Below are 17505 nucleotides of genomic sequence, written 5' to 3' on the forward strand. Positions count from 1 at the left end.
CACAACGCTCTTTATGAATCGCGTTGGAAAACTCAGCACAACGCTCTTTATGAATCGCGTTGTGGGGTGGGAACTAAGTTTTGCAGAGGATTTGTCGTAACTTCGACAGATTTATATTGAGATCAAATATTTGTGGGGTTGGTTATGATAGAGAGAGTTCTATTGAATTTCAAACGCGATCCGTAGAAAGATATTCAGGGAGTGTTTTATTAAGTTCAAGAAGCGAGACGGCTTTAGTTTTCTCGTATATGAATGTAGAAACTACTACTTTTAGAAAAATTTTCTTAGTTTTTCTTACATCGAACTCGCGTTAACTAAAATTCAGAAAGAATTCAAAACCTTTTATTACGAAAAACGAATCTTAAAATTTGAATCCAAATACACACCCAACTTAATTTCCAATGGAGATAAAATCCGTCTTAAACTTAAGCAGAACTTTTTCAGTTTAATCTTTTGATAAAATAAAAAGACACGTCGTAAATAACTTTTCACACGAAGAAAAAATCCGTTCTATCTATTTCGGCAATCTTTTGAATATAAAATCAGCATAGTCATTAAAACAATTCGGAGACATATGACCAGGATCGCTAAAATCATCACAATGATATTCCTTATCTTCGTTCATGTTCCAAAAAGAAGTTCCAGTAGATTCATGCAATTTTTGTAAAATAGGAATCATAATTTCATAGGGAGTTTTTTCGTTTAGATTGCCCGTAGAAACTTTTTTAGTTTTATAAAGTTCAAAGTAAGGACGAGCGACTCTTACCCAAATCATAGCGTAGGAAATTCCCATTTGTTTTACGATTTGAATTGCATCTGCTTGATTTGCTAGCATTTTAGGATTGAACGTAAAATTACTTAGATAAGATTTAAAATCAGTATTCGACCTCTTTTTAAGAAGTTCTGCAGGCAACACAACCCTAGGACTCGAATCCGAAGTAGCACTACCTCTTTGTTTTTTAAGGTTCTCCCAAATTTCGGAACGTAGCTTACTATAACCTTTTGCTAAAATTCCTCCGTCCTTAGCCCTAGCACGAATCACACTCCATCTAGGGCGATTTTTGGCCGTGTGAAATAATTTTTTGACTATATAACCAGTAAGATCCGAATAAGAATATCGATCTAAATGCCTGAATACAAAAATAGGACTTAATCCATAAAAAAGAACCTCATCTAAGGTCAAAATAGAAGAAGAATTGAAGATTTCGATCGATTCATCCATTAAGATAAAATCCGGTTTTACACCATCAGACTGAAACCTTTCCAACCAATACAAATAATAATCGGGAGATCCTCCGGGAACGGAAAAATTGAACAAAAACCAATCCGGATATTTTTTTTCTATATAATCATTTCTAAATAAAAGTGCTCTGGAATTTCCAAAATAAACCAAAACTTTTTTACGGTCCTTTTTTTTCAGATAATCTTTCAATTCTTCAAAAAGAAATTCTTTATGTTTGAAATTCAAATCGGAAAGACTCAAAGAATAATAAGGTTCGAAAATCGTGGAACTAATTAATTTATCGATTCCAAACGAAATCAAGAATATAACAAAAGGAATTAGAAGAAATCGATTTCGAAACATTCCATTTTCCTAAAATTTATAATAGATAAACGCGCTCGAATCTTCCGAAAACAAAGCGAGCAAAAAAACGGAGACAACACCAACGAATGTAAGCAACCAAGGATCGTATTTTCTAAATCGTTTCCAAAAATCTGGAACATACTCAACCCAATTGAAAAATACCAAACCCAAAAAAAGATAAAAGAATTTTTCTAAATTCTCCATCTGATTGAGTAAAAAGAAAGAATTTCCATCAATCAAACTTCCCGCATTTCCCAACCAGGATAAAGAAGAAAAAATAAGTTCAGTTTCAATTTTATTGGGAACGTTTTCGAAAATTCCAAATACGTGTTGTATCATCATATTTGCGTTATTTGCCCGAAAAAGAATAGCTCCAAAAGAAAAAAGCAAAAACACAATCCAAACCTTGACTATCTTCAAAACAAAATTTTTATTGGGAGTTAGTTTCCATCCCAAAGAAGTTTCCAAATATCTTTCTACAGCAAGCAAAACTCCCCAATAAAAACCCCACGCAATAAAAGTATAATCCGCACCGTGCCAAAAACCTCCAATTGTCATGGTTAAAATTAAATTTAAATGTGTTCTCCAAACCGCTACCTTACTTCCACCTAACGAAAAATATATGTAATCCCGAAGCCAAAACGACAGCGTTATGTGCCATCTCTGCCAGAGTTCTCTTCCGCTTAAGGAAAAAAAAGGAGCCTTAAAATTTTCAGGCAGATAAAAACCTAACAATGCCCCTACTCCTCTTGCCATATCGGTGAGGCCCGAAAAATCGCAGAATACTTGAATCGAATACCCGATCCCAGCAAGAATCAAAGAAGTAAAATCATACGTTGCAGGATTGGAAAATACAGGAGAAATCAGTCCAGCAGCTGGGTCTGCAATCAAAACCTTTTTGATCAATCCACCCAACATCAAATAACAACCATTATAGATTTTATCTCGATCCGGTTCTAAATTATTTAAATTCGGAAAAAAATCTCCAGTCCTCATAATAGGTCCGGCGATCAAAACAGGAAAAAACAATACGAATAAAAAGTATTCTTTTAGAGAAATCGTTTTTCCTTCTTGATTTCTTCCCGCGTCCACAGCGGCAGCGATCATCTGAAAACTATAAAAACTAATCGCAAGAGGAAGAACAATATGAACAATTCCCTGTATCTCCGTAAAAAACGGATAACCAGTCAAATCCGCCAAAACCCTAGAAAAGAAATAAAAGTATTTAAAAAATCCAAGATTGATACAGTTAAAAAGAACCGACACAATCATCCAAGACTTCGGATTATTTTGGGAAGTTTTAATACGAATATAAAAGAAATAGTTGAGTAAAATTACAAAAAGAAAGTGAAAAAAGAAAACCCAAGAAAACCAAATGTAGAAAAAAGCACTAGAAAGAATCAAAAAATCGGGACGTCTTCTTTTAGAAATTGACCAGTAGATACAATAAACAATTGCAAAAAAAATCGCAAAGGTAATCGAATTGAACAGCACGGTTTATTTACCCTTCCTAAATAAATTTTTCCAATATTCCAATTCTTCGGAACTCAACTTTTTATCTTTGAGTTCTTCTAGATCGGTTTTCTGTTTAGAAGGGAAAATCTCCGCAGTAATGATAGACGCAAATTCTTCCGAGGTAATTGGATGAGCGCCCCATTTTTTTGCGTGATAAAAAATTTCCTTATCCGAACTGACTACTTGAACATCCGCCGGACGAATTTGAGTTCGAACAAACTCCTTAATCAAGTCGTCCGCTTTTCTATCTCGGCTATAATATACGTTCAATTTTCCGAATGTTTCTTGGAGAACTTCGTTTCCTATTTCTTTCTTTCCATCAAAAAAAATGTGAAAGTTTTGTTTTTTCTTTTTTTTGGAATACAACTCGATCCATTCCAAAAGGGTTCGCCTGGCGTCAGAAAGCCGATTTTGATACATGGATTCTTCCAAATCTGGAAATTTATAGATCAGATTAAAACCGTCAATCGCCACTTGAAATAACATGGAATTGTAGTGACCAAAATCCCATTCTCTTAAATACTGTAAACCATCCTTTCTTGAGAGATTATAAGTAAAATGGCTGATTCCGAACGTTTTCCGGTCAGGATCAACAAATTTAACATCTGGCATTTTTATCTTTGGCTTCGCGCGCTTCCTGGTTCTGGAAGAGAAGTCTTTCTACTTTCTTTCGCCGTTTTAGACATTCTTCTTCTTTTAATTTACAATTCGTATAAGGAAATTCTTCCAAAAGAATTATACGTCTATGTGATTGGTTTTGATTTTTTTGTCTTAACCATTTGGATTCTGGAACTCGTTTCAAAATTCAGAAAATCAAAAGACCCAAGCTCCTATTTTTCTATGAATTGGTATGAAATTATAGGAGTAGTTCCATTTTATTTTCTACGTCCTTTTTTGATTCTAAGGGGAATCAAATTACTGATCGCATTCTACAAGTTAGGTCAATCCGGACAAAACCTAAGCGACATTGTCACTAGAGAAATTACTTTCCGATTCAGAGACGTGATCGTAGATACAATTGCGGACGCAGTTTTTTTACATTCTCTGGAAAGAGTGGAAGAAGTGATGATTCGCTTAGACTACAATGGACTCGCCAAAAAAGCTTTTGAACTTCATCAAGATCGATTCCACGCAAAGGTAAATGAATCTCTCCAATCTAAATTTTTACTAGGAGAATTATCTAAAATTCCGTTCATGGGAGAAATTTCTAAAAGATTAGGAGAAGATATAAGTTCTATGATTACCGAAATTTTAGAAAACGAAGTTACCGGAGAAATCATGAAACAAGTCACGGAAGGAATTTTGAAAGAAATGGCAAATCACGTAAAAAAATTACCCATCGAAAGAATTACAAAACCTTTGGAAACAGAACCTTCTGAAGAGTAAAAAAATAAACGGTCAAATTCCTCGTTAAATCAACGTTTGGCGAACACGATCCAATTAAAGATTTATTTTATAGAGGTTTTCTCCGCATTTTATCTCAAATTTCAAAATCCAAATTTTTTTAAAGTTTAGCAAGAAAAGTAAAATTTTTAGAATTCAATTACGTTTTACGAATTTGATAACGTTTCCCGAAATTGCGACTATTTTATATTTTATTCGAGAAGTTTGATAAAAAACACTTGCGGTCCTATTTCGAACGTTTAAAATTTTTAAATCTAAAGGAGTTGTTATGAAATCTGTAGAAACCTGGTTAGACGAGTACGGGGAAAGTCATCAAAATCCTATCAATAAAAACATACATTGGATTTGTGTTCCTTCGATTTATTTTACGGTCGTTGGACTTCTTTGGGCAATCCCAGTTCCTTCAATTTTTCTATCCGTACCTTACTTAAACTTTGCAACAATCGCTCTTGTTTTGGCGCTTGTGTTTTACATACGACTTTCAGCTACATTGGCTTTTGGAATGTTGGTTTTAAGTTCTTTGATGATGTATCTGATCATTCTTTTGCAAAGAACTCTTCTACCAATTATGATTGGAAGTTATTCTTACGGAATTTTGGAACTTTCAATTACGATTTTTGTTTTGGCCTGGATCGGACAATTTATTGGGCACAAAATCGAAGGTAAAAAACCTTCTTTCTTTAAGGATCTTCAATTTTTGATGATCGGCCCAATCTGGTTACTTGGATTTATCTATAAAAAGATGAAAATCGCCTATTGATCGTTCCAATTTAGTGCAAAAAAAAATCGATATTCAGCATTATTTTGTACACTACAAATTATCAAAAAAAATATCCCGAGGGAATTCGATGCCTAAGATAGTAAATCATGAAAAATACAAAACGGAGATACTAGCCAAGTGTGTAGATATTCTTGCAAGAAGAGGATATTCCGCGGTTTCTATGAGAGAAATCGCGGCGGAGTTGGACGTTTCCACAGGAACATTGTATCACTATTTCGCGACCAAAGAAGATATATTTAAGGAACTAGTTAAATTCGTATTAAATAAAGATATTGAAGAATTACAAATTCACTCTAAAGGAGATCTAGGACAAACATTAGAAACGAGAATAGAATCCCTTTTTCAAATGGTTCAAGCAAGAGAAGCGTATTTTCAAAATTTACTCTACATCATTTGTGACGTTTCCAGATTAAAAAATCATGAAGAAGAAAAATCTTTAATCGCAGATACCATTAAAGAATACGTTCATATCATAACAAAACATCTAGGAGTTACAAACCCCGCTCTCAACCGAATTCTAATCAGCGTAATTTTAGGAACTGTGGTTCAAAGAATTCTAGACTCAGAGGCGATTAGTCTTTCGGAAACTTCAGATGTTGTTAAAGATTTTTTATCAATCCTTCTTTCCAATTCATTTACATTCTAATTTTCTAATAAATCTTATAACGATCTTTTACCGTTTTGATTTCTTGACGGATTTGATTCTGGTTCCAACCAAGATGTCTTCCTAAGGATCTGAAAAGCCTATTCATTTCTTGTTCTTCCAGTAAACCTGGCACACCCACTCCAGATCTACGAAAGAAAAAATCAGTCGCAAATCGTATGTCTTCTCTGTTCGTGATAAATTTTACCTCACTTTCGTAAAATTTTTCGCCATTTTGAAGAATATAAAATTCTTCTTCCGGTTTACTCTTTTCAAGTATTCGATACGACTGAGATCCATAACGAAATGCTAACGTCTCGATCAATTCTCCGTTAAATTTAGCAAATTTTTTTTGTAGATCCTTGATGAGCGAAACAAGATCGGAATAATTTCCACTAGAAGGTGGAACCGACGAAGTTTCACAAACTCGAAAATTTCCCGGAAGATAATCGGCTACCTTATTGACGACCTCTTCTGCTACACCACGACTCGTTGTATATTTCCCTCCCATAGCCGTAAAAAAGCCTGGAAAACCCAGATCTCTATGATCGATGATTTCTGTCTTTCTGGAAGTATTGTATGTAGATCCACCCTCACCCGAATCTTCTACAAGAGGTCTCAAACCCCCGTAATAAAAATCCACGTCTTTCAAAGTCAGATTTGTATATCCAAAGGAATTGTTGATTTCGCTTAACAATTCTTCTATATCTTTTTTAGTAACCCTAAAATGATCCGGATGATCCGCATATTCTGTATCTGTAGTTCCAATAATCGTTTTGTTTCTCCAAGGAATTACAAAAAGATGTGTCCCGTCTTTTTTTTTCGTTACTAAAATCTTATCCCCACCTATCTTTCTGGTAACTACGTGTATTCCCTTGGATCTGATAAGGTGTTTATCAATTTCAACTCCTACAAGAGATTCTATAAAATCCGCCCAAGGCCCCGCCGCGTTAATGACTGCCCTAGTTTTATATACGATTTCCTTTCCTGAAATTCTATCTTTTGCAATGATTGTGTATAGGGAATTGTTCGAACGAGTGATAGAAACCACTTCTGTATAATTTTTTGCTTCTGCTCCTCTTTCCCTTGCGGAAAAGATAAATTCACAGGTATGTCTTTCTGGATTGATATTTAAATAATCGTAATATAAGTAAGCGCCTTTAAGTTTTTCGCGTTCGATTGTAGGAGATTCCAAAAGTGTTTGTTCTTTAGAAAGAAAATCATATCTAGGAATCAATCTATCCTTACATATATTTGTGTTTCGGTCATAAGAAAGAGCGTCATATAAAATCATTCCGAACTTTAGAACGATCCGATCCAAGTTCGAATAGAGTGGAACCAAAATCCCCATTGTCTGAACCGCTTGTGGTGTAATTCTTGCCAAAGTAGCCCTTTCTCTTAAAGATTCTCTGACAAGTCCCAGCTCTAAATTTTTTAAATATCGTAACCCTCCATGAATCATTTTAGACGTCGCCTGGCTGGTTCCAGAAGCGTAATCGTTTTTTTCTAAAAGAATCGATTTCATTCCTCTCAAAGTGGAATCCCAGAGCACGTGTGCTCCCGTAATTCCTCCTCCAATCACTAACAAGTCATAAACGGAAGATTCTGAATTTCCAGATGATCTTGTTTTTAAAGAAGATAACTTTTTATTAGTTGGCATATTCATCTCGATTTTTTAGAAATGAAACGGATCTTTCGATTTTAAAAGCGCAAGAATCCGATCGTTGGTTTATATAAGATATTTATTTTTTTGATTTGTTTCAAAATATGATCTTCTATTTGAAAAAAATTAAACGTTAATGAACATTACACAGTTATCACTGGAGATTTTCAAAGCATATGTTTTATACAGAACTTAACTCTAAGATAGATTATACAAGAGAGAATCTAAGATGGAATTCTTGGGGAGCTTACGGTCAGGATTTCTTTAAAGTTGGACAGATGCAGGAAATTCTAAAATTTTTATCAGACGAACTTAAAATTTCGGAAATACGAAAAACACCTCCAGTCGCTTTGGAAGAAATTACTCTTCCTAAATCTTCTTTCACACAGACTCAGATTCGAGATTTGAGTAAAATCAGCGGAGCAAAACATTTTTCGATCGAAAGAAGAGAAAGAATTCTTCATTCGGCCGGAAGAAGTTATTACGATGTATTCAGGCTTTCATTCAATTCTCTTAAAAATTTCGTAGACGGAGTGATTTATCCCGGTAAAGAATCTGAAATTTTCAAAATTTTAGAATACTGTTCTAAAAATCACATCACGATAATTCCTTATGGAGGTGGTTCTTCTGTAGTAGGAGGTTTAGAAGTAATCAAAGCTAAAGGACAAAAACAAGTCCTTTCTTTAGATACTACTCGAATGAATTCTCTTTTATCCTTAGATTTGGAAAGTCATTTAGCCACGTTTCAAACCGGGATCTACGGTCCTCCTCTAGAAATATCTTTAAATGAAAAAGGATTCACGCTAGGTCATTTTCCTCAGTCTTTCGAATATTCTACGTTAGGTGGTTGGATCGCAGCGAGAAGCGCGGGACAACAATCAAATCGATATGGTAAGATTGAGGAAATTCTTACTAGTTTAAAAGTAGTAACTCCAATGGGCACTGTCGAAACTCTAAAAGAGCCAGCTTCTTCTACGGGTCCGGAGTTAAATCGAATTTTTGCGGGAAGTGAAGGTTTGCTCGGAATTATCACAGAGGCTACAATCAAAGTTCACAAACTTCCGGAAACTAGAAAGTATTTTGGAATTCTATTTCCTAATTTTGAGTCAGGAGTTAATTTTATCCGAGAAATCAATCATAGGGAAATTCCAACTTCTATGATCCGTCTCTCCGATCAAAATGAAACTCGTCTTTATCAAACGTTAGGCACTCTTGGTAAAAAAAATACCCTAACCCGCTGGATCAAGAACCAAGTTCAAAATTTAATTTTAAAATGGAATTCCCTTGGCAGAGACAAATGTGTAGTCTTACTCGGATTAGACGGTGCTCGAGAAGAAGTATCTCGAAACTTTTCAAGAATCAAATCGATTCTTCGCAAACATAGAGGACTTTACGCAGGAACCCATTTAGGAGAACAATGGATTCATTCCAGATACAACATGCCTTTCCTTAGAAATCATTTAATGGAAAACGGAATCGGTGTGGATACGATGGAGACATCCACTACATACGATCGGGTTCTTCAACTTCATAAAGAAGGAATTGACTCTTTGGAAAAATCAATCCCAGGTTCGATATCTATGTGTCATATCTCTCATAGTTATCATGAAGGAGCTTGTTTATATTTTACCATTCTCTTTCCTATGGATGAAAAGAAACCCGCAGAACAGTGGTTCAAGATGAAACGTTCAGTTTCAGAAACTTTTTTTCAAAATGGCGCTCCGATCTCCCATCATCACGGCGTCGGATTTGATCACAAAGTTTGGTATGAAAAAGCAACTTCTAAACCTGCGTTATCCGCCTTGAAGGCATTTAAGAAGGAAATGGATCAAAGGGAAATTCTGAATCCGGGAAAATTGTTTCATTGAGTAGAAATTTTTTAATAGATTCTTTTCAATCAACGAAAGACGGATCAAAATGCGGAATCAATCCAATGTCTAAAAAATCCAAGACGTTTTGGAACAAACTCTTTGTTATTCTCGCGATGGCCTTGCTTACCTGGGAGCTGAGAGCGGATAGCTTTGAATTAAACGGAGAATATACGGATTTGTTCAAAGCAGTACGAAGGGGAAAACTTGAAGAACTAGAACCTCTTGTAGAATCTTTTATAGCTCAGGGGAAGAATATCTCTGATGCTCTAAATGAGCCTTATCCGTCGGGGCTCAGAACTCATAAGCAAAATCTGCTGCACGAAGCTTGTAAATGGGATCGGCTGGAAATAATCGAATATCTCATATCGAAAGGGCTCGACGTCAATGCCAAAGACGAACTTGGATTGACTCCCCTTATGATAGCCGTAAGCACGAAGCACCGGTACTACAACAAAGATTCTAATTCTGTAACAACTTCTTCGATTTCCTCAGAAAAGATTCGATACTTGTTATTGAAAGGAGCCGATCCGTTGGCTAAGAGTAAATCTGGAATGACCCTGCTACACTATGCTGCATATAGGGGACTGGATTGGTTCGTAGAAGATTTGATCGCCGCAAAGATGGACCCGAATGCGAGTGATCAAAACGGATGGACGCCATTACACAGTGCAACCTCAGGTGGACACAAAAATACCGTCGAAATTCTGATCCGCAAGGGAGGAAATCCCAAAGTTAAATCTGAAGAAGGTTACACTCTGATTCATATTGCCGCCGGCCACGGTGGTGCCAATTTAGATTTAATTCCGTTCCTGATTCAAAACGGAGCGAATATAAATGCCAAACTGTTCGATAATGGCGAGACTCCGCTTCATATCGCAGTGAATAAAAACGATCCGCAAATCATACGACTTCTACTTGCAAACGGCGCGTTACCCAATATTTACGATTCCGGGCGGGAAAAAAACACTCCATTGCACATTGCCGTCACATTCAACTTTATAGAATGTGCGAAAATACTTCTGGAATATGGAGCCGATCCAAATATCAAAGATGGTTTTAATAAGGAAAGCGCGGCTGAATTGGCAAAAAGAATGGGGCATAGGCAGCATATGTCGGATCTTTTCAAAAATAAGTAACTAAAATTCAAAACTTACAAAAAAGAAGTCGAAAGAATCCAATCAAAGCCCCTGTTGACATTCAAACAAAAACTCAATTCGAAAAAAATGAAATGCCTAGAATAAGAATTAATAAAAAAGGCAGGTCAAAACGTCGGCCGTTTTTTCATTCTTCTTTTTTAAATTATAATTTACTGAAATACGGGCCTTCTTTTTTCCAAGATAGATTTCATACCTTCTTGGCCGTTTTTAGAAAATATAGCCTTTGAAATCAGTTCCACATCCCTTTCTGCGTTATGTTCCGCAAAAATACGAACCGGATCACGCAAAGAAACCTTAATTCCAACCACGGAACCGATCGCCATATTCTTGAACTGATCACAATATTTTCGAGCACGAGTTATAAGATCATCCGAAGAAGAAGCAACCTCATCAATCAAACTGATTTCCAGAGCTTCTTCCGCTTTGAGAGCTTTTCCGGAATACAAAAGATCTCTTGCTTTCGTAATTCCTACAACCTCCTTAAGCATAAAACCGGCAACAGCAGGAAAATTAATTCCGATCTGCGATTCTGGAAAACCCAATCTTCCTTTTTTTTCCACCATAATTCTATAATCAGAAAAGATCGCAAACACAGCACCTAAACCCATAGAATGTCCGTTCATCGCACAAACTACGGGTCTATCCAAAAATAAATATTTGGATGCAGTTTCCAAAGCGATACGCATAACGTTTTTGATTTCTTCCGAAGATTTATCTACAAAAATTTCTGGATTAAAACCATTAGAAAAAAACTTTTCGTTTTTAGAAGTTAAGATGACCGATTTGATCGACTGATCCTTAGCAATCAAATCCAGTTTTGCAGAGAATGTTTTGAAAAATTCTACGTTCAAAGAATTCACTTCGTTAGTTTCAATATAAAGTTCCAAGATATGATCATTTTTGATTTCGGAAAGCATATTCGTTTCTCCTTATTTAAAAACCTAGTTTATAATTTTTTTGTAAATCTCAAATAAATTAAAGAATATATTTCTCAGAAATAGTCTATTATCTATTAAATATATTCTAAAATCTGCATGTTCTTACATCTATTTATAACTTTAGAATCAACCCTTAAATTCATTTTAATAAGAATTATAGATCTTTAATTTTAAAATTGAAATTTAGAAGCAGAAATTGTTTCGGTCAAAGAAATCTTTTTCATTTTAATCTCTATTTTATTCTGATCTAAATTGGTTTTTGGTTCTACGATTCTTGTAATTGTGGTTTTTGGAGGAAAAGAAACCGTTCCTTGAACCTTTGTAATCGCCTTGAGATTACTTTTTTTAGAAAGTAATTCCACAGAAGAAATTCCAAAATCAGTCATCCAAAAAGTGATGTCCTCTCCGGGTTTCTTAACAAGAATCGCATTTTCGGAAAGATTCACATAAACCGGATCTGCACCCGCAAGACCGGAACTATTATTGGATAAAAGAGAATATAAAATCGGAAATGGAATTGTAGATTGTTTTTTACCGCTTGGATCTTTAAGAAGAATATCTCCCATCGGAAGAACCTGCATCCCACTGTTTGCAGTTTTGATATGGATCGAATTCCCGTCCGTATATACTTTAGATACAATCATTCCAAAAAAAGGATCGGCAAGTTCTATATACATTTTCCCAGAAGGTTTATCGTAAAGGATCTTTCCATCCGCAGAAAAATTTTCCTTTTTTGGAACAAAGTTTTCTATTCGCATCGAAAATTCTCCAGAATAAGAAGAATTTTTAGCCTCTAAATCTCGGACTGCTTTTAAAATTTTAGCAGCCTCCGGATTTTTAGAAGACAGGAACTTCAAATTTCCTTTGTCTGGAAAAGAAATTTCTTCAATTTGAGCAGTACTACAATTGCCACCATTTAAGATTAAAAATAATATTAGAATATTAAAATATACTTTAAATTTCATAATAACTCATTTGTTATTTTGTCTAACACCGGTTTGTATTTTTTTTTGAATCCTATAAATATCTTCTTTCTTTTTAAAAAGTTTTAGACTTTTTTCCCAATAAGCGACCGCGTTTCCACCTTGGTTTTTTTCTTTATAAACGTCTCCTAAATGTTCTAAAATGACCGGATCTTCTCCTCCTTTGTCTTTTAGAATTTGATAGGCGAGTTGAAGATGTAAAAGTGCTTCTTCGTGATTTCCTAGTTTGAAAAAAATCCAACCTAGGCTATCCTGATAAGCCTCATTGTCAGGTGCGAGTTCTACAGCTTTCTGAACAAGAGAAAGAGATTCTTCCAGACGAACCCCTTTTTCAGAAAGATAATATCCCAAATAATTGTATGCAACCGGATTTCCTGGATCAATTTCTATCGATTTTTTTAAATCCCTTTCCATAAATTCTTGTTGTTCCAATCTTTCATGAACCGAAGCCCTATAAAAATAGTAAACCGGATTTTCTGGATCCGTTTCTATCGCTACATTCAATTCCTCTAATGCTTCTTTATACTTCTCGTTAGAAGCTAAAACGACCCCGAGTAAATATCTAGCATAAGACATTTCTGGACGAATTTGCAAAACGTTTCGAATGAGTGTTTCCGCTTCCTCTTTTTTATCGGGAGGGTCGTTTCTAAGTAAATACGCAAGATGTAATTGAAACTTAAGAGTCTCCTCTTCCTTTTTAGAGTTTTCTACTGCTTTTCTTGACATCAAAATGGCACGATAAATATAACCTGATTGTTCATGACAAGAAGCAAGAAAATCATATATCTCCGATTTACTCCATTCCGAAGATTTATTGGACACCGATAACGCCCTCTGTGCGATTCTTTCCGCAAGTTCAAACTGCTGCATCCCGAACACAAGTTCGGCTACTTCTTTGAGTTCTTTCAAAAATAAAGAAGTGTTATTTTCCGTTTCATATACGTCTAACATAGCCAGTCTAACAGCTAAACGACTCGGAAATTTTTCTTTTACAGGCAAAAGCAAGACTTTCGCCTGCTTAGTTTTACCCTGAAGAATCAAATAAAGTCCTTCCAAAACTCCTCCCTTAGGAATTTTAGAATTTTTGTTAAGAATATTAAAATATTCAAATGCTGACGCTCTACTTTCTATAAAATACATTTCCGCAAGAAGATGTTCCACAGAAGAAAGATTTTTTTTAGTCTTTAAAATTCTGTTTAGCTCTTTGCGGGCAGAAGAGAATTTACCCAATTGATTCCAGATTTTTGCAAGAGTCAGTCTTGCAGAAAGATCACTTGGATTTTGATGTAGATAAGAATTTAAAAAATAGAGCGCTTTTTTAGGTTGTGCGTTTGCAAAATAAATCTCCCCCAAAGACTTGTCCACAAAAGATCTATATTTTGGATTTCCTTCCCGATTTCGAATGGTATCGCTCAAAGAAGTTAGATAAAGAATTGCTCTCGGATAATTTTTAAGTTCTTGGTTGAGAGTACCTAAAAGATAAAGAAAATCGGAATCGTCCGGAAAACGACTTAGGTTTGTTTCTAAAAAATCGCTCGCTTTTTGAAATTCACCGAAACGAATTAAAATTTTAGCCTTTAAAATATAACCTTCTCTAAAACTTGAATCGGAAATAAGTGCTGCATCTACTTCTTTGGAAGCATTTTCCAATTGTTCTAAGAAAAAATGTACACTTGCTTTTGCAACTCTGGAAACCGGAGAAACTTCTTTCTGTAATTCTTCGGAACAATGAATGTAACGATTGTAATACTCCAAAGATTCTTCATAAATCTTTTTAGATTCCTCTTGAAATTGTTCTTGAGATTGAATTCTTGCAGCATTCGCTTGTCTTTCAAATGCAAGAGAAAGAAAATATTCTGGAGGAGAATTTCCACATTCTGATTGAGAAAAGACGGATATTGGAAAAAAACAGATTCCAAAAATCAAAAATATACAAAAAACGAAATGGAAACCGGTTTTAATATTTGCTTGATTCATTCAGGTAACGGAACAGATTTGAAAAGAATGTTCCATTTATCAGGAACCATCCTTTCACAGGCCCGGAATTTCATTCTGCGATCGATCCGTCCAGGAGTCGAATCAATTTTCCAATCTCGGAGAGTTCAAAACTTTGTTAACTTACATTCGAGAAAATAGAAAGTACATATTATTCCTACTTTTTGTCTGGATAATCGCAACCGCATGGATTCTTCCCAATCGGTACCATTTACTAAACCGACTCGCGCTGATAATTCAATCTCCCGGTTACGACCCAAAAACTGCGAAAGAATTTATAAAAAAGGGAGATTCTATTTTAGCAAAAGAAGTCACCTATCAAGATTTAGGTGAACGGATCCCCGACTTGAATGTAATGCGAGAAGCTTGTTTGTATTATTATTCTTTGAGCGAAATAGATAGGGTTTTATATAAACCTTCTTGGACCGATTCTATGTCGACCTGGAGATTTAAAACCGAAGAAGAATCCGAAGATAAAAAAAATTCAACTAAAACACAATCCAGAAGTCCTATTACTGGGAGTTTTAATCCGGGAGATTATTGGAAGGTAGTTGCCCCGAATGTACTAGAAGCTTTAGATTATTATAAAAGGGCTTTGAATTTTTCAGGACCAGACCTAAACGTTCCTAAAAAAATTGAAAAAACTGCCCTAGCAGTTTGTCGCCCAGAAGAAGTATTGTTAGCATACGCGGATTACATTCGAAATACGGAAGAAACGGTTCGAATCGTGATGGAAAAAACCCAAAAGCCTAAATCTTTTTTTTCCTGCAATCAAACAGAAGAACAACCAAATGTATTGACCGAAAAACAAAATCTAATGAGAATTTGGTCTCAGATCAAATCGAATTCATTTGTAATCGATCCGGATCAAAATCTAAAGGTTAATGCAAACGATTTTAAAAAAGCACTTAACATACTCGCATTTGGAATTTATAAAACCGGACTCAACTCAATTTCTCCTATAGAAGCAGACGGAGTTTTAGAAAAACTTCTATTTTTTTCCGATCCAAATACTATAGAATATGATGAATTACTAATGAAACGAGGAATGTTAAATTATCAATTAGGCAAACGAGACCCCATTTTTTTTGATAAGGCAATTTTTTATTTTAGAGAATCTTCTAAATCGACTTACTTAGACAAGGGTTCTGTTTTTGAATCTAGACTTATGATCGTACGATCAGAAATTCGTAAAGGACAACTAGATCCAGCTCTGTTAGAATTACAACAACTAGAAACAGAACTTTATACGATCGACAAAGCTTATAGAGTCACAGGTAGAGGAAGAAATGATCTATTAGAAGATCGTAAAAAACTACTTAGATACATTTTGAGAAAAAAGGGAAGATACGAAGAAGCGGACGAACTTTATGTCGAAGAAGATTCGATACTTTGACTACAACGCGACCCACCCTCCTTTTACGGATATACTCGTAAAAATTCAAAACGATTACTTTTCCGATTTTTACAATCCTTCCGGTCCAACCCGATTTTCTTTAGCTCGTCAAGGAAAAATAGAAGAAGCTCGTAAAACCTTAGAATCTTATACGAGTAAACCTGCAAAAGAATTTGTTTTTTCCTCTACGGGAACCGAAGCCAATCATTTACTTACAAAATCAATCCGAGGAAAATTTTCTGGTTCTGCGATCGTTTCTTCTTTAGAACATTCTTCTTTATATTCCGCTTTAGAATTTGCTGGATTTGATTTTCAAAAAATCCGTTCCTTACCTTCCGGTGAAATTGATTTAGATCATCTGGAAGGACTTTTAAAAATAAATCCTTCACCGATTTTTATATTACAAGTTGCTAATGAATCAGGTGTAATTCAGCCTTTGGAAAAAGTTTATTTACTTGCTCAAAAATATTCAGTTCCACTTTTTTCAGATTTGATGCAATCCTTTGGCAAAATCAAAGTCCCTTTTGAATTTTTAGACGGTTTTACTTTTTCTGGTCATAAAATCGGAGCAGGGATGGGGGCTTCCGGAACTTGGATTCGATCCGATTTAATTTCTGAAAAAGAATATGCAATTTTTCGAGGAGGAAATCAAGAAAATAATCACAGAGCCGGAACGGAGAATTCTCCTTCTATATTATCACTTTCTGAAGTACTAAAACATAGAATCCTAAAACAAAAAGAAAAAAACGAACTTCTAAAATGTTTTCAAACTCAAATTGAAGCCGTTTTGGAAAAATGCAATTGTAAAATAATAGGGAAAAATGCAAATCGAATTTCTTCTACTTCTTTTTGTATTCTTCCTACAGACGACGTTGACTTTTTTATGATGGGAATGGAAGAAGCAGGTTTTGTAATTTCTACAGGTTCTTCCTGCAAGTCTAGATCTAGAGAACCTGCACCTTCTCTTTTATCCATGGGTTTTTCGGAAGAAGAAGCGTTACGCGCCATTAGAATTTCGACCGGTTGGTTTACTACCCAAGAAGAAGTGAACGAACTTTGTATCCAGATACAAAGTATTTTACAAGCTTTGACATTGTAAAAGAAATAATTTTTAAAGTTATTTTGCTTTTGATTTCTGTGTTCTTATATCGAACTGTTTCAGCATTTACATAATTTCAGTTCAAATTTGTATCACACTAAAAAGTTTAAATTTTCAAATCGAATTCGTTATAGAAAGAATTGATTTTTCTTTCTAAAAAATCTATACGAGATGATATTCGTAAAATAAAGATCAAATGTGCAACATTTAAATTTGAAGTCACTATATTTGAATATTCAGAATCAAAATTTCAACTTTGCTTTTTCTATCATTACAATCAATTTTGAAACATTTTTATTTTAAAAAAATATCGAAGAAATACATGAAATCGAAATACAATAGTCTACAGAATATTAAATCGTGGAAATTCATTTAAAAATTTTAGCAATAAAAAAACGACTTAAAACTTTTGAACTGACAACAAGAAAACTTATACTGCTGATTCGATACTATTCTTTTTTAAATTTTAGGACGG

Annotated in this window: 14 protein-coding genes; 7 read left to right on the forward strand and 7 right to left on the reverse strand. The window is 34.8% G+C overall.

The annotated features are described in order from the left end of the window. Positions 1-514: 514 nt before the first annotated feature. Genes BW942_RS02570 through BW942_RS02580 form a run of 3 tightly spaced genes read right to left on the reverse strand, consistent with a single transcriptional unit; the run spans position 515 to position 3586 of the window. Positions 515-1585, reverse strand: coding sequence for a DUF1574 domain-containing protein (locus BW942_RS02570; RefSeq protein ID WP_000489551.1), 1071 nt, complete (start codon positions 1583-1585; stop codon positions 515-517). Positions 1586-1594: 9 nt separating this feature from the next. Beyond that, positions 1595-3079, reverse strand: a complete 1485-nt coding sequence (locus tag BW942_RS02575) for an MBOAT family O-acyltransferase (protein WP_000898533.1) — start codon at positions 3077-3079, stop codon at positions 1595-1597. Between the two features lie 3 nt (positions 3080-3082). Then, entirely contained in the window at positions 3083-3586 is a 504-nt protein-coding gene (locus BW942_RS02580; protein ID WP_000898859.1) for an NYN domain-containing protein, read from the reverse strand. Between the two features lie 72 nt (positions 3587-3658). On the opposite strand from BW942_RS02580, the gene BW942_RS02585 reads away from it, so the two are divergent. The 3 genes from BW942_RS02585 (at position 3659) to BW942_RS02595 (ending at position 5931) form a co-directional block, all read left to right on the forward strand. Then, the gene (locus BW942_RS02585) at positions 3659-4486 is read left to right on the forward strand and encodes a hypothetical protein (protein WP_000785351.1); all 828 of its coding nucleotides are present in this window, start codon (positions 3659-3661) and stop codon (positions 4484-4486) included. 286 nt (positions 4487-4772) lie between these two features. Next, positions 4773-5264 carry an Mpo1 family 2-hydroxy fatty acid dioxygenase gene (locus BW942_RS02590; protein WP_000843542.1) on the forward strand — a complete coding sequence of 164 codons (492 nt, stop codon included), beginning with the start codon at positions 4773-4775 and terminating at the stop codon, positions 5262-5264. 88 nt (positions 5265-5352) lie between these two features. Next, positions 5353-5931: a TetR/AcrR family transcriptional regulator gene (locus BW942_RS02595; protein ID WP_001124477.1), complete on the forward strand. Its 579-nt coding sequence runs from the start codon at positions 5353-5355 to the stop codon at positions 5929-5931. A gap of 4 nt (positions 5932-5935) precedes the next feature. Here the strand turns inward: BW942_RS02595 and BW942_RS02600 are convergent, their stop codons facing one another. After that, a complete protein-coding gene (locus BW942_RS02600; protein ID WP_001142835.1) occupies positions 5936-7588 on the reverse strand; it encodes a glycerol-3-phosphate dehydrogenase/oxidase in 1653 nt (550 codons plus the stop codon). 179 nt (positions 7589-7767) lie between these two features. On the opposite strand from BW942_RS02600, the gene BW942_RS02605 reads away from it, so the two are divergent. Continuing rightward, positions 7768-9459 carry an FAD-binding oxidoreductase gene (locus BW942_RS02605; RefSeq protein WP_000500122.1) on the forward strand — a complete coding sequence of 564 codons (1692 nt, stop codon included), beginning with the start codon at positions 7768-7770 and terminating at the stop codon, positions 9457-9459. Beyond that, positions 9456-10598, forward strand: a complete 1143-nt coding sequence (locus BW942_RS02610; protein WP_000089239.1) for an ankyrin repeat domain-containing protein — start codon at positions 9456-9458, stop codon at positions 10596-10598. The genes BW942_RS02605 and BW942_RS02610 overlap by 4 nt, the downstream gene beginning before the upstream one ends. A gap of 170 nt (positions 10599-10768) precedes the next feature. Here the strand turns inward: BW942_RS02610 and BW942_RS02615 are convergent, their stop codons facing one another. The 3 genes from BW942_RS02615 to BW942_RS02625 all read right to left on the reverse strand — a co-directional run bounded on the left by BW942_RS02615 (position 10769) and on the right by BW942_RS02625 (position 14517). Further along, a complete protein-coding gene (locus BW942_RS02615; protein ID WP_000947684.1) occupies positions 10769-11536 on the reverse strand; it encodes an enoyl-CoA hydratase/isomerase family protein in 768 nt (255 codons plus the stop codon). A gap of 191 nt (positions 11537-11727) precedes the next feature. Continuing rightward, entirely contained in the window at positions 11728-12522 is a 795-nt protein-coding gene (locus BW942_RS02620) for a LolA family protein (protein ID WP_000669875.1), read from the reverse strand. Positions 12523-12528: 6 nt separating this feature from the next. After that, complete coding sequence (locus BW942_RS02625) at positions 12529-14517, reverse strand: tetratricopeptide repeat protein (protein WP_001070615.1); 1989 nt, start codon at positions 14515-14517, stop codon at positions 12529-12531. A gap of 133 nt (positions 14518-14650) precedes the next feature. Between BW942_RS02625 and BW942_RS02630 the strand changes: the two genes are divergently transcribed. Together BW942_RS02630 and BW942_RS02635 are read left to right on the forward strand one after the other, a co-directional pair. Further along, a complete protein-coding gene (locus tag BW942_RS02630; RefSeq protein WP_000959052.1) occupies positions 14651-15931 on the forward strand; it encodes a hypothetical protein in 1281 nt (426 codons plus the stop codon). Next, the gene (locus BW942_RS02635; RefSeq protein WP_000037912.1) at positions 15906-17030 is read left to right on the forward strand and encodes a cysteine desulfurase family protein; all 1125 of its coding nucleotides are present in this window, start codon (positions 15906-15908) and stop codon (positions 17028-17030) included. The genes BW942_RS02630 and BW942_RS02635 overlap by 26 nt, the downstream gene beginning before the upstream one ends. Positions 17031-17505: the final 475 nt, after the last annotated feature.

The organism is Leptospira interrogans (assembly GCF_900156205.1).
Classification (GTDB): domain Bacteria; phylum Spirochaetota; class Leptospiria; order Leptospirales; family Leptospiraceae; genus Leptospira; species Leptospira interrogans.